Below are 16,730 nucleotides of genomic sequence, written 5' to 3' on the forward strand. Positions count from 1 at the left end.
AGCGCCTGTCTAGACTGCTCGCCACCACACGTCAGTGATCACGTGTTGCGACGACCTCTGGAATCCGCCCCAGAGGCACGGGGCGCTATCAACATGCGCCACCCCACGGACACAACCAGCCAAGCCCCCACAGCAACCCCACCCACCCAAGGATGCGGGGCTGTATCGATACGCGGCTCCACCACACGAGCGCAACCAGCCAACCCCCCACAGCACCCCCCACCCACCCAGGGGCGCGGGGAACTGCGCGGCCAGCCACGACGGCGCCGCACCCGCCACACCACCCCACCCCCAACGGCGCCCAAGCCCCCCGCCCCGCAAAGCGCAGCGCAAAGCACAGCGCTACGCCCGAGTCAACGACAACAACTCCCGCGCCGGCCCCGCAGGCCGATGCCCCGCCGGCCACACCGCCCGCAGCGCCCGAGTCATACTCACCCCCTCCACCGGCACCCGCACCAACCTCCACAACGCCAACTCCTCCCGCACAGCAAGCTCGCTCAACACCGCCGGCCCAGCCCCACTCACCGCAGCCGCTTTCACCGCAGTAGTAGAGGACAACTCGATCAACGGCCGGGCAAGCCCACCCAACGCCGCGTCCAACACCTGCCGAGTCCCCGACCCCTTCTCCCGAAGAATCAACGGAGTAGCAGCCAACTCCTCAGCGGACAACAGCACTTGACGCCGCACCCAAGGATGATCAGGAGCGACGACCACCACCAGCCGGTCATGGGCTATCACCACCGAATCCAGCCCCCCAGGCACACTCACCCCCTCCACGAACCCCAGATCCGCCTCCCCACCGAGCAACCGAGCCGCCACCGACGCGGAGTTCCCCGCCAGCAACGACACCGCCGTATCCGGCCGCGCGGCGCGCAGCGCGAGCAGCCAGCCGGGAAGAAGGTACTCGGCGATGGTCATACTCGCCGCGACCCGCAACCGCGAATCCCGCCGGTCCCGCAACGCCTGCGCCCCCACATCGAACGCGGCAGCCGCCTCGACGACCCTCCGCGCCCAGTCCGTGACCAACGCCCCCGCGTCGGTGAGCCGCGACCCTCTGGGCGAGCGGTCGACGAGGGCGACGCCCAACTGCCGTTCCATGGACCGCAGTCGACTGCTCGCGGCAGGCTGCGTGATGCCCAGCTCCCGCGCCGCCGCCCCGAGACTCCCCAGCCGGGCCACCGCGAGCAGCAGCTCCAGCGCGCCCAGCTCGGGCACCCGATGAGCCAGCGAAACCGCCACACCGTCACCACTCATAAACCCATCTTATGCCCGGCCCCACCCGTTTCCCCAGGTCAGAGCCGATCCTTCACACGACCGTAAAAACACCCCACCAGAAACACGGGCCACCCCACCGACGACCCCGCCAGAAACGCCGCCCACCCCCCACCAAAACACCGGCCGCCCCGCCAGAAACACCGCCCACCCCCACCACCAGAACCGCCCCCACCAGAAACACCGGACCCCCTACCCACCCCACCCCACAACCCCCGCCCGCCCCAACGCCTCCCCCAACACCTCCGGCGCCTCCCCCAACGACGGCCCGTACCAGGTCAGATGCCGCCCACTGACCAACGCACAAGCCACCCCCGGAAACGCCTCAGGCCCATCCGAAGCGGAGAACGCATACGGCTCATCCGGCAGCACAACCACCCCCGCCCCAGCCCCCCGCAACTCCTCCAACGCCACCTTCGGATACCGCTCGGAATGCCCCGCATACACATTGTCGACCCCAAGCCGCGCCAGCACATCCCCCGCAAAGGTGTCCCGCCCCAGCACCATCCAAGGCCGCCGCCACACCGGCACAACAGCAGCCGTACGCCGAAGAGGCACCCCAAAAACACGCCCCGCCCCCGACCCGCCGGCCCCAGAAACACCGGCCCCCTGCGCCCCAGACCCAGCCCCAACCCCCGATCCACCCCCAGCCTCGGTCCCCGCCCCCGACCCCGATCCACCCCCAGCCCCCGCCCCCGCCGAAAACCCCACCTCCCACCGCCCCACCTCCCCCCAAACCCTCTCCGCCGACACCAACCACCCCGGCCGCCCCGACACCCCACAAGCCCGCAGCACCCGCCCCAACTCCCGCACCCCCTGCGGCACATCCCGCACCTCGGTCACCAGCACCCGCAACCCCAGCGCCCGCAGCGCCGCCAGATCAGCAGCCCGGTTCTCCTCCTCGTTAGCGATCACCAGATCCGGCGCCAGCTCCAGCACCCGATCCAGCCGAGGATTCTTCGTACCCCCCACCCGCACCACATCCAGCCCCGCCGGATGGCTGCACCAGTCGGTGGCCCCCACCAGCACCTCAGGCACCGTCACGGCGACAGCCTCGGTCAGCGAGGGAACCAGCGACACGACCCGCACCAGAACTACCGCTTCCCGCCCCGCACGGCCTCGATGTGCTCGGCGACGGCGACGACCACGACCCGCGTGTCGGGAACGGTCGCCCGCCACCGGTGCCGCACCCCGCCGGTGAGATACAGGGTGTCCCCGCGCCCGAGCCGGTACGCCCGCCCCTCCGCCTCGATCTCGACCGCGCCGTCGGCGACGTACAGCAACTGGTCGTTGCGGTACTGGAATTCGCGCCCGGCGTCATGGTCACCGGTGAACTCGGTGGCGTGCATCTGATGGTGGCCGCGGACCAGGGAGCGGGCGCGGGCGGCGGGCGGCGGCTCGCAGGGGTCGTCCGCGCGGACGACGTCGACGCTGCACGCGGGATCGGCGGCGGCGAGGAGTTCGACGGCGGTCGTGCGCAGGGCGTCGGCGATGCGTTCCAGGGAGCTGTGGCTGGGCCGGGCGCGGTCGTTCTCGATCTGGCTGAGGAAGGGGACGGACAGGCCGCTGCGCTCGGCGACGGCGGCGAGCGTGAGGTCGAGGGCGCGGCGCCGGCGCCGTACGGCGGCACCTACCCGCAGGGGACGGTCCTTGTGGTCGCCCATGGCTCCGGCTCCCTCCTTAGCTCGTCGGTCCGCGGCTCTCCTGATGAGTTGTCTGCACCCTACGCATGTTCCGCAAACCGTTTCATGTGCCCGTCACATCGGCGACATGTGCCCGCGCTCCCGACGCACGTGTTCGCGCCAGTGGATCACACCCGCCGGTGGTACGGAGCGGACACCCGGTGCCCGGCGGTTCGCGAACGTACACCCCGCACGGCACGAAGTCACCCGTCCGGCCCCTGGAGGGGCCCGGAACGGATGACTTCGGGGCTGTGCGTGGCTCTGCGTGGTTGGCCGAATCAGGACGACGGCTCAGCCGCGCACCGGGACGACGGCTCAGCCGGCCGCGCCCCCCACCGGCGCCCACTTCTCCGCCAGCCCGGGATGGGCCTTCAGCCAGGTCCGCACGGCCTCCTGCTCCTTCCCCTTCCCCGACTTCTGGATCTGCGCCTCCAGGCCGGTGAGCTGCTCCTCCGTCATGGAGAAGTCCTTGAGCCAGCGGGCGGCCTCGGGGTGCTCGGCGGCGAATCCGGTGCGCGCGACGGTGTGGACGCCGTCGCCCTCGCCCCACGCGCCCTGCGGGTCGGCGAGCTTCTTGAGGTCGTACTCGCTGTAGGCCCAGTGCGGGGACCACAGGGTGACGACGACGGGTTCCTTCTTGGCGTAGGCGCGTTTGAGCTCGGCGAGCATGGCGGGCGTCGAGCCGTCGACGACCTCGTACCCTTCGAGCCCGTACGTCTTGGCGACCTTGTCCTTGAGCAGGCCCATGATCCCGGCGCTGGGCTCGATCCCGATGATCTTCCCCTTGAACTCGCCGGACTTCGCCTTGAGGTCGGCGAGGGAGTTGACGTCCTTCACGTAGGAGGGGACGGTCAGCTCCAGCGAGGTGGGGTTGTACCAGGAGCCGAGGTCGTCGAGCCGCTTGCCGTACTTCTTCCAGTACTCGGCGTGGGTGACGGGCAGCCAGGAGTCGGTCTGGAAGTCGATCTGGCCGGTGGCGAGGCCGGTGTAGAGGGGCCCGGCCGCGTACTGGGTGGTCGTCACCTTGAAGCCGCGTTCCTCCAGGAGTTCCTTCCAGAGGTAGGTGGAGGCGATGCCCTCGTCCCAGGGGATGTAGCCGATGCTGATCTCCTTCCCCTTGCCGACGTCCGTCCCGGAGGCCTGCGCGGTGGCGGAGTCCTTCCCGAACACCCCGAGCCCGCCCGCGACCAGCGCGAGCACGGCGACGCAGGAGATGGCGACGGCGGGGCGCGGCCGGTACGACCACACGCTCGCCTTGGTCCGCGCGGCGGCCCGGCGGCCGAGCGGGGAGAGGCGGGTGCCGAGGGCGCCGGTCATGCGGTCGAGGTAGATGGCGAGGACGACGATGCCGAGCCCCGCCTCGAAGCCGAGCCCGATGTCGAGCTGGCCGATGGCCTCGTTGACGGCGCCGCCGAGGCCGCCGGTGCCGACCATGCCGGCGATGACGACCATGGACAGGCCCAGCATGATGACCTGGTTGACGCCCGCCATGATCGTCGGCAGCGCGAGCGGCAGCTGGACGCGCAGCAGGGTGTCCCGGGGTGTCGTACCGAACGCCTCGGCGGCCTCGACGAGTTCGGGGTCGACCTGGCGGATGCCCAGCTCGGTCATGCGGACGCCGGGGGCGAGCGCGAAGATCAGGGTGGCGACGACCCCGGCGGGCACGCCCATGCCGAAGAAGAGGATCGCCGGGATCAGCAGGACCATCGACGGCATCGTCTGGAGCAGGTCCAGGACGGGCCGTACGGCGGCGCTGACGGTCTTGGAGCGGGCCGCCCAGATGCCGAGCGGGATCGAGATCACGAGCGCGATGAGGGTCGCGACCAGGACGAGCGACAGGGTCGACATCGCCTTGTCCCACAGGTCGAGCGAGTCGATCAGCGCGAACCCGGCAAAGGAGAGCACTGCGGCGACCGAGCCGCGCAGCCACCAGGCGAGCACGGCGAGGATCCCGGCGAGCAGCAGCGGCGCGGGCGCGGTCAGCAGCGCGTCGAAGCCGTCGTAGAGCCCTTCGACGACCGTCTTCAGCGCGTCGAAGAGCCAGGAGAGGTGGGAGACGAGCCAGTCGACACCGGAGTCGACCCAGTCCCCGAGCCGGAGCCTAGGCATCGGCGCTCACCTGCCCGGCGCAGGGGATCTCGGGCCGTTCCTCGTCGCCGATGAAGGCGACGAGCCGGCTGCGGGGGACGACGCCGACCACAGCCCCGTCCGCCTGTACGACGGCCACGGGGTGCGGGACGCGGGCGCTGAGGGCGCAGAGTTCGGTGAACGGGGTGTCCGGACTCGCCGTCTCGCAGCGGCAGTCGGCCTCGTCGCCGGTGAGGTCGGTGTCCATGACGGCCGTCGCCGTGAGGACGCGGGAGCGGTCGACGTCGGCGATGAAGGAGGCGACGTAGTCGTTCGCGGGGCGCAGCAGGATGTCCTCGGCGGTGCCGTTCTGGACGATGCGGCCGTCGCGCATGACGGCGATGCGGTCGCCCAGGCGCATGGCCTCGTTGAGGTCGTGGGTGATGAACACGATGGTTTTCTTGAGGGTCTGCTGAAGGGTGAGCAGCTGGTCCTGCATGTCGCGGCGGATCAGCGGGTCCAGGGCGCTGAACGACTCGTCCATGAGGAGGAGGTCGGCGTCGGTGGCGAGGGCGCGGGCGAGGCCGACGCGCTGCTGCATGCCGCCGGACAGCTCGTCGGGCCAGGACGACTCCCAGCCCTCCAGGCCGCACAGTTTGAGGGCCTCGGTGGCGCGCTTGTCGCGTTCGGGGCGGGGGACGCCCTGGACGGCGAGGCCGTAGGCGGCGTTGTCGAGGACCGTGCGGTGGGGGAAGAGCGCGAAGTGCTGGAAGACCATGCTGATCTTCGCCGCGCGCACCTCCCGCAGCTCGCGGTCGCCGAGTGCCGTGAGGTCCTGGCCGTCGAAGCGGACGCTGCCCGCCGAGGGTTCGAGCAGGCCGTTGAGCATGCGCAGCAGGGTGGACTTGCCGGATCCGGACAGGCCCATGACGACGAAGATCTTGCCGGGTTCCACGGTGAAGGAGGCGTCGATCACCGCCGCCGTGACGCCCTCGGCGCGCAGTTCGTCGCGGTCGGCCCCTTGTTCGAGCCGGTCGATGGCGGCGTCCGGTCGTCTGCCGAACACCTTGTAGAGATGGTCTGCCTCTAGCCTGGCGGACACGCGTACCTCTTCGGTCGGGGACAGGTCAGGAGCGGCGGCGGCCGGTGGTCCGGGAATTCTGGGCAGGGCTTGACCCCGCCATGGTTGAACCAACAACCGATGCCGCTCCGAGGGCCCGCCTGCCCCGGTCCTTTCCGGCCAAACGTGCGGGTGGCCCAGCTCACAGGGGATGGCGGGAACCGGCGCGCCAAGGACCGGAATGCGATGCGCAAGCACCGGCCGGGCGGCAGCCGGGTGAATCGCGTCGGGGCACTGTCAGTGGGGTGCGGCATGATGCGGGGGTGACCGGACGACTGATGCTTCTCGACACCGCTTCCCTCTACTTCCGCGCTTATTTCGGGGTGCCGGAGTCCGTGAAGGCGCCGGACGGCACTCCGGTGAACGCCGTGCGGGGGCTGCTGGACTTCATCGACCGGCTGGTCGTCGACCACCGCCCCGACGAGCTGGTGGCCTGCATGGACGCGGACTGGCGGCCCCAGTGGCGGGTCGACCTGATCCCGTCGTACAAGGCGCACCGGGTCGCGGAGGAGCGGGAGTCGGGTCCGGACGCGGAGGAGGTGCCGGACACGCTGTCGCCGCAGGTCCCGGTGATCGAGGAGGTCCTGGACGCGGTCGGGATCGCGCGGGTGGGGGTCGCGGGGTACGAGGCGGACGACGTGATCGGTACGTTCACGGCGCGCGCGAAGGGCCCGGTCGACATCGTCACCGGCGACCGGGACCTGTATCAGCTGGTCGACGACGCCCGGGGGGTGCGGGTGCTGTATCCGCTGAAGGGCGTGGGCACGCTCCAGCTGACGGACGAGGCGGTGCTGCGCGAGAAGTACGGCGTCGACGGGCGCGGGTACGCGGATCTGGCACTGCTGCGCGGCGACCCGAGCGACGGGCTGCCCGGGGTGCCGGGGGTCGGGGAGAAGACGGCGGCGAAGCTGCTGGATCAGTACGGCGACCTGGCCGGCATCCTGGCGGCGGTCGCGGACCCGGGGTCGAAGCTGACGCCGGCGCAGCGCAGGCGGCTCGACGAGTCGCGGCCGTATCTGGCGGTGGCGCCGAAGGTGGTGCGGGTCGCGGACGACGTACCGCTGCCGGAGGTGGACCCGGCGCTGCCGCGGACGCCGCGCGATCCGGCGGGGGTGGCGGAGCTGGGGGCGCGGTGGGGGCTGGGCGGGTCGCTGCGGCGGTTGCTGGGGACGCTGGGGGGCTGAGCGGGGCGAGCCGGGGGCCGGAGTTGGGCCGGAGCCGAGCCCGGGCTGGGCCTGGGCTGAGTCAAAACCGCGCAAAACCTAACGAAGTTCTTCCTGGCCAGGCTGCCTGCCTGCGGTTTCGTTCCGGGACGTCCTTTTGAGGGGGGCGGGATCGGGGGGAGTAATGCTAACTTAGGTTATCCTAACCAAAGGAACTTGGGAGGCCGTCATGGCAGAGCGTCCGGCACGGAAACCGCGCAAGCCCCATTCCGCTCGCGTCGTCCGCACCGAACGGCTCACCCCTCATATGCAGCGTGTCGTCCTCGGCGGCGAAGGTCTCGCCGAGTTCACCGCCGGCGGCTGCACGGACCATTACGTCAAGCTCCTCCTCGCCCCCGAGGGCGTCGGCTACCCCGAGCCCTTCGACCTGGAGCACATCCGCGAGGAGCTGCCCCGCGAGCAGTGGCCGGTCACCCGTACCTACACGGTCCGCGCCTGGGACCCGGAGCACCGGGAGCTGACCCTGGACTTCGTGCTGCACGGCGACGAGGGCCTGGCCGGCCCTTGGGCGATGCGGGCCCAGCCCGGCGACGTCGTCCGCTTCATGGGCCCCGGCGGCGCCTACGCTCCCGCCCCGGCCGCCGACTGGCACCTCCTGGTGGGCGACGAGAGCGCGCTGCCCGCGATCGCCGCCGCCCTGGAGTCCCTCCCGGCCGGAGCCGTCGCGCACGCCTTCGTCGAGGTCTCGGGCCCCGAGGAGGAGCAGAAGATCGACTCCGACGTCGAGGTCACCTGGCTGCACCGCGGCCGGCGCCCGGTGGGCGAACTCCTCGTGGACCAGGTCCGCGCCCTGGACTGGCCCGGGGGCCAGGTCCACGCCTTCGTCCACGGCGAGGCCCACTTCGTCAAGGAACTCCGCCACTTCCTCCGCGTGGAACAGGGCCTGTCCCGCGAGGACCTCTCCATCTCCGGCTACTGGCGCCTCGGCCACAACGAGGACGGCTGGCAGGCGTCCAAGCGCGAGTGGAACGCCCGGATCGAAGCAGAACAGGAGCAGCCCCAGCGCGCAGCCTCCTGACCCTCCCCCCCCCACATACAGAGACTCCGACAACACCCCAGCGCCTGTGCCGACCTCCAGGCGCTGATGGCTGCCGCGCGAGCAGCACACCACCCTCGCGACATAACGCGATCGAGTGAACCCCCCTCCGTCGTGAGCACATGGGCCCGCCCCCGACACGTTCGAGTGACGCGTCCGAAACAGGTCGTCCCTAATTTCTGTCATCCGACAGGAATGTGCGCGCCGCCCCACGCGCCGACGGCAGGAGCCCGCCGTGACGACCACGACCCCCTCCGACATACCCCAGGCAGCTACCCAACTCCACACCGCGGACGGCGACTTGGCGGAGTTCGGCTACCGGCAGGAACTGCACCGCAGCCTCGGCCGCTACGCCTCCTTCGCCGCCGGCTTCTCCTTCATCTCGGTCCTGACGACCGTCTTCCAGTTCTTCGCCTTCGGCTACGGCACCGGCGGCCCCCTCTTCTTCTGGACCTGGCCCGCGGTCCTGCTCGGCCAGTTCGCGGTCGCCGCCTGCTTCGCCGAACTCGCCGCCCGCTACCCGATCTCCGGCGCGATCTACCAGTGGTCGTCCCGCCTCTCCACCCCGGCGTTCGGCTGGTTCGCGGGCTGGATCATGGTGATCGGCCAGATCGTCGTCGTGTCCGCCGCCGCCCTCGCCCTCCAGATGGTGCTCCCCGCGATCTGGTCCGGCTTCCAGCTCATCGGCACCGACCCCGCCCCCACCTCCCCCGACGGCGCCGCCAACGCGGCCCTGCTGGGGGTGATCCTGCTGGCGCTCACGACCCTCGTGAACGTCCTCGACAACCGCGTCATGTCCGCGATCAACCGGATCGGCGTGACCGCCGAGATCATCGGCGCCGTCCTGATCGTCGTCCTCCTCCTCACCCACGCGCGGCGCACCCCGAGCATCACCTTCCACGCGCCCGCGCACACCGGACTGTGGAGCGCGCTGCTGGTCGGCTCGTTCACGGCCGCCTACGTGATGATCGGGTTCGACAGCGCAGGGGAGATGAGCGAGGAGACCCACAACCCGCGCCGGACCGCGCCGCGTACGATCCTCACCGCGCTCGGGGCCGCCGGGCTGCTCGGCGGGCTCATCGTGCTCGGCGGCATCCTGGCCGCGCCCAGCCTCAGCGACGGGCACCTCGCGACCGACGGCCTGAGTTACGTGCTGACCAGCAGCCTCGGGGACGGCGTCGGCAAGGCGCTGCTCGCGGACGTCGCCGTCGCCATCGCCGTCGCCACCCTCGCGATCCAGACCGCCGCCTGCCGCATGCTCTTCTCCATGGCCCGCGACGGCCGCCTCCCCTTCGCCGGCCGCCTCGCCCGCGTCAACCCGCGCACGGGCATGCCGGCCGCCCCCGCGCTGGTCGTAGGGGCCTTGGCTGCGGCCCTGCTCCTGCTCAACTTCGCGTCCCCGGAAGCCTTTCTGGCCATCGGGACGACCTGCATCGTGATGCTGTACCTCGCCTACGCGATGGTCACAGGACCGCTCCTGTTCCGCCGGCTGCGGGGCGGCTGGGGCGGCCCGGACGGCGCCGACGAGACCGGCGCGCCGCTGTTCTCCCTGGGCCGCTGGGGGCTGCCCGTCAACGTGGTCGCGGTGGTGTACGGCGTCCTGATGGCCGTCAACCTGGCGTGGCCGCGCGCGGCGGTGTACGACCCCGAGGGCGGGCACTGGTACTTCCAGTGGTTCACCGTGCTGTTCCTGGGGGCGACGGTGGTGGTGGGGGCGGGGTATCGGGCGCGGCGCGGGAATCGCTAGGGGCCTGCTGGAGTCGCTGGGGGCGGCTCAGAGGACCTCGTCGCCCCGCACCCGCGCGTGCAGGTGCATGTCGTGCCAGCCGTCGGCGTGCAGGAACGCGCTGCGCTTGGTGCCCTCCGGGCGGTAGCCGAGGCGGGCGGCGACCCGGCAGGAGGCCTCGTTGGCGCTCGCGTGGTACAGCTCGAGGCGGTGGAACCCGATGCCGTCGAGGGCCCAGCGGGTCAGCGCCGCCCGCGCGCCTCGGGGACGGTCCAGTACGCCAGCTCGGCGCCCCCGTCCCCCAGCACGATCTCCCGCAGCGCGACCCGCCCCAGCAGTACGTCGCTCCCGACGCCGACAACGGCCCACTGAGCGGCCCGCTCCCCCTCAGGTTTCCGGGGACGACGGCCCCGGCGAGCTTCTGCCAACCCCGGCGGCTCCGACAACTCCGACAACTCCGGCAGCCCGGCAGCCCCGCAGCCCCGCAGCCCCGCAGCCCCGCAGCCCCGCAGCCCCGCAGCCCCGCAGCCCCGCAGCCCCGGCAAGTCTCCCCCACCGCCGGCCCACTGCGCGGCCCGCTCCCCCTCAGGTTTTCGGGGACGACGGCCCCGGCGAGCTTCTGTCAACCCCGCCAGCCCCGTCCGCCCCGACCGCCCCGACCGCCCCGACCGCCCCGACCGCCCCGACCGCCCCGACCGCCCCGACCGCCCCGACAAGCCTCCCCCAACCCCGGCCCGCTCCCGCTCCCCAGGCCCCCTGCCCCCTCCCCCCGTACCCTGGTCAGACCATGAGACGCCGCGCCCCCGCCCCGCCTTCCCCCCTCCCCCAGCAGAACGGCGTCGACCCCGTACGTATCCGGCTGCCCGGCAACGCCTCGTGGCCGACCGTCGGTGCCTATCTCGTCGAGCGGCTCAGCGGTGCCGGGGACGGGGTCGTGGAGGGGATGCTCGCGGAGGGGCTGATCGTCGGGGCGGACGGGCGGGCCGTCGACGCCGACGCGGCGTACGTCCCCGGCGCCTTCTACTGGTTCCACCGCGAACTCGCCCCCGAGGTCCCCGTCCCCTTCCCCGTCGGCATCGTCTACCGGGACGCCCACATCGTCGTCGCCGACAAACCCCACTTCCTCGCCACCACCCCCCGCGGCAGCCACGTCACCGAGACGCTACTGGCCCGGCTGCGGCGGGAGTTGGGGATTCCCGCGCTCGGCGCCGCCCACCGGCTCGACCGGCTCACGGCCGGACTGGTGCTGTTCACCGTGCGGCCGGAGGAACGCGGCGCGTACCAGACGCTGTTCAGGGACCGGCTGGTGCGCAAGACGTACGCGGCGGTCGCGCCGTACGACCCCTCGGTCGCGCTGCCGCGCACACTGCGCAGCCGGATGGAGAAGGACCGGGGTTCACTGGTCGCCCGTGAACTGCCCGGTCCCGCCAACGCAGTTACGCATGTCGAGGTGGCCGGACGACACGAGGAACTGGCCCTGTACCGGCTCACCCCCGAGACCGGACAGACCCACCAACTCCGCGTCCACATGACGTCGTTGGGCCTGCCGATCCTCGGCGATCCGCTGTACCCCGAGATCCAACCCCCGATCCCCGCCGACGACTTCAGCCGCCCCCTCCAACTCCTCGCCCAGGAACTGGAGTTCACCGACCCGGTGACCGGTCTGCTCCACCGGCTGCGCAGCGGGCGGGAGTTGGGCGCCTGGACGGCGTACGCGGAATGGGCCCGCTCAGCCGGCGCCTGAACGCCAGCCGGCATCCGAACGCCCGCAACTCCCAGCGCCCCCCAGCGCCTTAATACCCGCGCCACCACACCAGCACCCGCCGCCAGAACCCGCCCCGCGCCCCCTCCCTCTCAACCACCACCGGCTCCGGCACCGCAGCCACCCTCGGCTCCGCCGGAATCTCCTCCGCCCGTCGCCGCGGCGGCGGCAGCGGCCGGTGGTGCGGTTTCTGCGCGACCTCCTGCTGCGGCTTCGGGTCGAAGCGCACCGGCAGCGCCACCAGATGCCGCGAGGCGATCGACTCGCTGTACTTCAAGTCGGCCTCCTGGCACGCCAGTTGGACATCCGGAAGGCGCCGCAGCAGCGCGTCCACGCCGACGTCCGCGATGGCCCGCCCGATGTGCTGCCCCGGACACTCGTGGGCCCCGCCCCCGAACGCGAGGTGCGCGCGGTTGCCCTTCATCCCGGCGGAGATGTCGGGGCGGATGCGCGGATCGACGTTGCCCGGCGCGATGCCGAGGAGCAGCCCGTCGCCCTTGCGGATGCGCTGCCCGCCCAACTCGGTGTCGTTCTTGGCGAAGTAGGCGAAGATCGTGTTGAACGGCGGTTCGTCCCACAGGGCTTGCTCGACCGCCTCGGCCACCGTGAGCTGCCCGCCGTTGAGTTTGGCGTAGAAGCGGGGGTCGATGATGACCTGGCGCAGCACGTTGGAGAGCAGGTTGACGGAGGCCTCGTAGGCGGCGAAGAGGACGACGCGCAGGTGTTCGCGGACCTCGTCGTCGGTGAGCCCGGCGGGGTGGGTGACGAGGTGGCTGGCGAAGTCGTCGGCGGGTTCGGCGCGGCGGCGGGCGGCGAGCCGGCTGAGCGCGTCCATGACGTAGCCGTGGCTGGTGATCGCGGTGTCGCTGCCTTTGAGGGCGTCGCGGGCGCAGCTGACGAGCCGGTCGTTGTACTCCTCGGACATGCCGAGGAAGTCGCACATCACGGCCATCGGGAGGTGTTCGGCGAACTGGCCGACGAGTTCGGCGCGCCCGCTCTCGCAGAACTCGTTGACGAGCCGCTGGGTGGCGCGGTCGATGTACCGCTGCACGACCCGCATCTCGAGGATGTCCATGCCGGACTTGACGGCGCCGCGCAGCCGTTTGTGCTCGTCGCCCTCGGCGTGGCAGCAGATGGGCTGCCAGGCGATGTGCGGCATGAGCGGGTGGTCGGGCTTGACCTGGCCCTCCTTGAGCGGGGTCCAGATCCGGCTGTCGCGGGTGAAGTGGGCGGGCGAGCTGATCATGTGGAGGTTCTCGGCGTGGCCGAGGACGACCCAGATCGGTACGTCGTCGTGGAGCAGGACGGGCGCCACCGTGCCATGTTCTTCACGGAGTTGGCTGTAGAGGACGGTCAAGTGCTCGGCGCCGGGGCCGAAGAGGCGGGCGAGTCCGCCGGGGCCGCGGTGGGCGGGGCAGCCGGGGGGCGGGGTGACGGTGGGTTCAGTGGTCACGGGGTTTCTTTCCACACGGGTTCAAAAGGAGTTCAGGGGCGCTCAGTTGAGGGAGCCGGCCAGCGAGAGTTCGTGCAGGAACGTCATCAGCGTCTTCAGCACGTCCCGGCTGGAGGCCCGGCGTCGTACGTCGCACTCGACGATGGGGATCACCGGGTGCAGATCGAGCGCGCCGCGCAGTACGTCGAGGGGGTAACGGGGGCCGTCGGGAAAGACGTTGACGGCGACGACGAAGGGCACGCCGCGTTCTTCGAGGCGGCCCATGACCTCGTAACTGACCTCCATGCGGCGGGTGTCGACGAGGACGACCGCGCCGAGGGCGCCTTCGAAGAGGCCGTTCCACAGGAACCAGAACCGTTCCTGTCCCGGGGTGCCGAAGAGGTAGAGGACGAACTCGTCGGTGATGCGGATGCGGCCGAAGTCCATGGCGACGGTGGTCGCGGTCTTGGTTTCGGAGCCGAAGTTGTCGTCGACGCCGATACCGGCCTGGGTCATGGTCTCCTCGGTGGTCAGCGGTTTGATCTCGCTGACGGAGCCGACCATGGTGGTCTTGCCGACGCCGAAGCCGCCCACGATGACGATCTTCGCGGCGGCCGCGGTGGAGTGCGGCAGGTGGTCCTCGGGCCGGGGCCCTGGCAGAAGGATCGGCTCAGAGCCGTTGGAGTCCATGCATCACCGCTTCGAGAAGGGACCGGTCGGGGATCTGCTGGCGGAAGATCGGGGCGCGGGCCTGGACGAGTCCGGCCGCGAACATCTCGGTCAGCAGCACGGAGATCACGCTGAACGGCAGCCGCAGATAGGCGGAGAGCTCCGCGACCGACAGGGGCGCCGCGCACATCCGCAGCACCGTCGTCTGCTCGGGGGAGGCCGAGCCGGGCGTGTCCTCGCTCGCCACGATCAGCGTGACCAGGTCGAGCGGGGCCCGCTCGCCGTCGGGCCCCGAGATGACGTACAGCCGTTCGGTCTTCTTCTTCTCCGCCGGGCCCTGCGCGGCCGGGGTGTACGACAGCGGCGGTGACTGCTGGTCCGGGGAGCGGCGCCGGCGTTGGGGAGGCGTCATACGGCCTGCCCGCTGCGCCGGGGCGGGCTGGTGAGGTGGGAGCCGATCCGGACGACGAGGTCACGCATGTGCAGGCTCATCGCGCCGGGTTCGCAGCGTACGTCGGACAGGACGGCGAGGTAGGCGTTGGCGCCGGCCGCCATGAGGTAGAAGTAGCCGCCGTCCATCTCGATGACGACGAGCTTCATGTCGCCCTCGACGGTGGGGATCTCCTCGGCGATCGCGCCGGCCAGGGACTGCATTCCGGCGCAGGCGGCGGCGACGCGGTCGGCGGCGTCGGGGTCGCCGCCGTAGCGGGCGATGCGCAGTCCGTCGGCGGAGAGCACCACGATCATCTCGATGCCCGGGACCCCGGAGTACAGCTCCTTGAGCAGCCAGTCGATGTTGCCCCGCTGCTGGATCACGTCAAGTCCCCTTCGTCACGGGCCTCGGCGCGCGCCGGGGCCTTGTCGTCGTTGTCGGCTCTGCCGTCTGAGCCGTTTTTGTCATCGAGCAGGTGCAGGTACGCGGTCGGGTTGCGCGTGAAGTCGGTGGGGTGGACGCCCTCGGGGGCGCCCGCCTTCAGGCCGGCCCAGAACGCCTCGAAGCCGACGCCGGGCTCGGGTCCGGCGGGCCGGGTGGGCTGGGGCGGGACGTACTGCGCCCAGATGTCCTCCTCGCCGCGTTCGGCGGCCTCCTTCGCGGCGCGCTCCTCGGCGGCCTGGGCGACGTAGGCGGCGGCGCGGTCGGCGGCCGGGTTGCCCTTGCTGCGGCGCTGCGGCAGGCCCTCGGCGGTCCACTCGGTGATGACGGGGAGGTCGTCGTCGAGGGAAACCCCGGCGGGGATACGGGGGTTGGTGGGGCGGCGGCGCTTCGGGGGGCGCTCGGGGCCCTTGATGTCACCGAGGTCGAGGGTGGATCCGGCGGCGGCGCCGATGCCGTGGGCGTAGATGTCGGCGGGCCCGTCGGTGACCATCTCGCTCGGCACGATCAGCACCGCGCGTACGCCGCCGTAGGCGGAGACGCGCAGCGAGCACTGCATCTTGAACTCTTTGCAGAGCCGGCCGACGACGGCGAGGCCGAGGATGGGGGTGCCGCCGCCGTCGAGGATCTGCTCGCCGCGCGAGGCGGCCTCCAGGATGTCCTCGACGCGGGCGCGGCCCTCCTCGCTGAGGCTGATGCCGGCGTCCTCGATCTCGATGGCGATCCCGGACTGCACCTCCATCGCGTTGACGTGCACCTTGGTCGCCGGGGGCGAGAACCGGGTGGCGTTGTCCATGAGTTCGGCGCAGGCGTGGATGACCGGCTCGACGGAGATGCCGCGGATGTTGACCTTGGCGATCGACTCCAGCTTGATGCGCGGGTATTCGAGGATGCGGGACATGCCGCCGCGCAGCACGCTGTAGAGGGGGACGGGCTTGGGCCACTGGCGGCTGGGCCGGCCGCCCGCGATGACGCCGATGGAGTCGGCGAGCCGGCCGATCAGCGCGGTGCCGTGGTCGATGCGCAGCAGGTCGTCGAAGACCTCGGGGTTGTTGCCGTGGTCGTACTCCATCTCCATCAGCTCGTCGTTCTGCTGGTGGACGATGGCCTGGATGCGGCGGGCGACGGTGGTGTAGGTGCGGTGCGCGGACTCGCGCAGCAGCTCTTCCCTGTCGATGATGTCCAGCGTCACGCGCAGGAGTTCACGCTGGGCCTCGTCCAAGTCGTGGAAGGAGGGCTCGCGTTCGCCGAGTTTCAGCAGCACCTCGCGGGTGGAGTTCCCGGCGTGCATGATGAACAGCGCCTCGGGCAGGATGTGCCGGGCGACATGCAGGTTCTGCTCCGCGTACCCGGCAAGTCGCCGCTCCAGCAAGGCCGTACGCCGCTCGTGCTCCGCGCCGAGTTCCCGGATGCGCCGTCCCCGGCGGACCACTTCGGTGGCGGTCAGGACGACCAGCAGGGTGGCCACCACACCACAGGCGCCGACGGCGATCCGCGCCGACCGCTCCACCAGCGCGACGGCCGCTCCGGTCACCGCGGCCATCAGTATCGCCGGGGGCAACAGCACCCGGAAGTAAGGAAGTTCGCGGCGGCCTGGTGGGGCCTGGGCCGGGGACTGGACACTCACCATGAGGACCCTCTGTCGGGAATTGTCCGCATCTTCGGAACATTTGGGAACAGGCGCACGAATACGTCTCAACTAGGTGCGCTGCGGGCGAGCTTAGTCCGAGCGGATCAACGCCGTGTCATGTTCGGCAAGCACCTGAAACGGACCCCACGACCGGGGTATGGTCGTTCGTTTTATACGAAGGGAATTCGTTCGAACGCGGGGTGTGATGGCGTACAGGCGTGCGGGGAGAGGGAGTTG

14 protein-coding genes and 1 pseudogene are annotated in these 16,730 nt (G+C 71.2%); 4 read left to right on the top strand and 11 right to left on the bottom strand.

The window, feature by feature from the left end; all coding sequences use genetic code 11:
• Positions 1-342 precede the first annotated feature (342 nt).
• From ACYUD3_RS29705 to ACYUD3_RS29725, 5 genes are all read right to left on the bottom strand, one after another.
• Entirely contained in the window at positions 343-1,254 is a 912-nt protein-coding gene (locus ACYUD3_RS29705) for a LysR family transcriptional regulator (protein ID WP_470976361.1), read from the bottom strand.
• Positions 1,255-1,464: 210 nt separating this feature from the next.
• A complete protein-coding gene (locus ACYUD3_RS29710) occupies positions 1,465-2,361 on the bottom strand; it encodes a helical backbone metal receptor (protein WP_470976364.1) in 897 nt (298 codons plus the stop codon).
• A gap of 5 nt (positions 2,362-2,366) precedes the next feature.
• Entirely contained in the window at positions 2,367-2,936 is a 570-nt protein-coding gene (locus ACYUD3_RS29715) for a helix-turn-helix domain-containing protein (protein WP_470976367.1), read from the bottom strand.
• 333 nt (positions 2,937-3,269) lie between these two features.
• The gene (locus tag ACYUD3_RS29720) at positions 3,270-5,063 is read right to left on the bottom strand and encodes an ABC transporter permease/substrate binding protein (RefSeq protein WP_470976370.1); all 1,794 of its coding nucleotides are present in this window, start codon (positions 5,061-5,063) and stop codon (positions 3,270-3,272) included.
• Positions 5,056-6,123, bottom strand: a complete 1,068-nt coding sequence (locus tag ACYUD3_RS29725) for a quaternary amine ABC transporter ATP-binding protein (protein ID WP_470976373.1) — start codon at positions 6,121-6,123, stop codon at positions 5,056-5,058. Before ACYUD3_RS29725 ends, ACYUD3_RS29720 begins: the two co-directional genes overlap by 8 nt.
• Positions 6,124-6,404: 281 nt before the next feature.
• Between ACYUD3_RS29725 and ACYUD3_RS29730 the strand changes: the two genes are divergently transcribed.
• From ACYUD3_RS29730 to ACYUD3_RS29740, 3 genes are all read left to right on the top strand, one after another.
• A complete protein-coding gene (locus ACYUD3_RS29730) occupies positions 6,405-7,325 on the top strand; it encodes a 5'-3' exonuclease (protein ID WP_470976376.1) in 921 nt (306 codons plus the stop codon).
• A 208-nt stretch (positions 7,326-7,533) separates the two neighbouring features.
• Complete coding sequence (locus tag ACYUD3_RS29735; protein ID WP_470976379.1) at positions 7,534-8,382, top strand: siderophore-interacting protein; 849 nt, start codon at positions 7,534-7,536, stop codon at positions 8,380-8,382.
• A 253-nt stretch (positions 8,383-8,635) separates the two neighbouring features.
• On the top strand, positions 8,636-10,147 hold the full coding sequence (locus tag ACYUD3_RS29740; RefSeq protein WP_470976381.1) for an amino acid permease: 1,512 nt from the start codon (positions 8,636-8,638) through the stop codon (positions 10,145-10,147).
• A 27-nt stretch (positions 10,148-10,174) separates the two neighbouring features.
• On the opposite strand, the pseudogene ACYUD3_RS29745 reads toward ACYUD3_RS29740, so the two are convergent.
• A pseudogene (locus ACYUD3_RS29745) lies at positions 10,175-10,515 on the bottom strand (GNAT family N-acetyltransferase); the annotation flags it as partial.
• 398 nt (positions 10,516-10,913) lie between these two features.
• Between ACYUD3_RS29745 and ACYUD3_RS29750 the strand changes: the two are divergent.
• Positions 10,914-11,870 (top strand): RluA family pseudouridine synthase, encoded by a 957-nt coding sequence (locus tag ACYUD3_RS29750; RefSeq protein WP_470976384.1) that lies wholly within the window; start codon positions 10,914-10,916, stop codon positions 11,868-11,870.
• Positions 11,871-11,919: 49 nt separating this feature from the next.
• Here ACYUD3_RS29750 and ACYUD3_RS29755 read toward each other — a convergent pair whose 3' ends face one another.
• The 5 genes from ACYUD3_RS29755 to ACYUD3_RS29775 are packed head-to-tail and all read right to left on the bottom strand — an operon-like array spanning position 11,920 to position 16,493.
• Complete coding sequence (locus ACYUD3_RS29755; protein WP_470976387.1) at positions 11,920-13,341, bottom strand: cytochrome P450; 1,422 nt, start codon at positions 13,339-13,341, stop codon at positions 11,920-11,922.
• A gap of 42 nt (positions 13,342-13,383) precedes the next feature.
• The gene (locus tag ACYUD3_RS29760; RefSeq protein WP_470976390.1) at positions 13,384-14,010 is read right to left on the bottom strand and encodes a GTP-binding protein; all 627 of its coding nucleotides are present in this window, start codon (positions 14,008-14,010) and stop codon (positions 13,384-13,386) included.
• Positions 13,991-14,401: a DUF742 domain-containing protein gene (locus tag ACYUD3_RS29765; protein ID WP_470976393.1), complete on the bottom strand. Its 411-nt coding sequence runs from the start codon at positions 14,399-14,401 to the stop codon at positions 13,991-13,993. Before ACYUD3_RS29765 ends, ACYUD3_RS29760 begins: the two co-directional genes overlap by 20 nt.
• Positions 14,398-14,805 carry a roadblock/LC7 domain-containing protein gene (locus tag ACYUD3_RS29770; protein ID WP_470976396.1) on the bottom strand — a complete coding sequence of 136 codons (408 nt, stop codon included), beginning with the start codon at positions 14,803-14,805 and terminating at the stop codon, positions 14,398-14,400. The genes ACYUD3_RS29765 and ACYUD3_RS29770 overlap by 4 nt, the downstream gene beginning before the upstream one ends.
• Positions 14,802-16,493, bottom strand: coding sequence for an ATP-binding protein (locus tag ACYUD3_RS29775; protein ID WP_470976399.1), 1,692 nt, complete (start codon positions 16,491-16,493; stop codon positions 14,802-14,804). The genes ACYUD3_RS29770 and ACYUD3_RS29775 overlap by 4 nt, the downstream gene beginning before the upstream one ends.
• Positions 16,494-16,730: the final 237 nt, after the last annotated feature.

This window comes from Streptomyces sp. AMJ-169 (assembly GCF_055597585.1).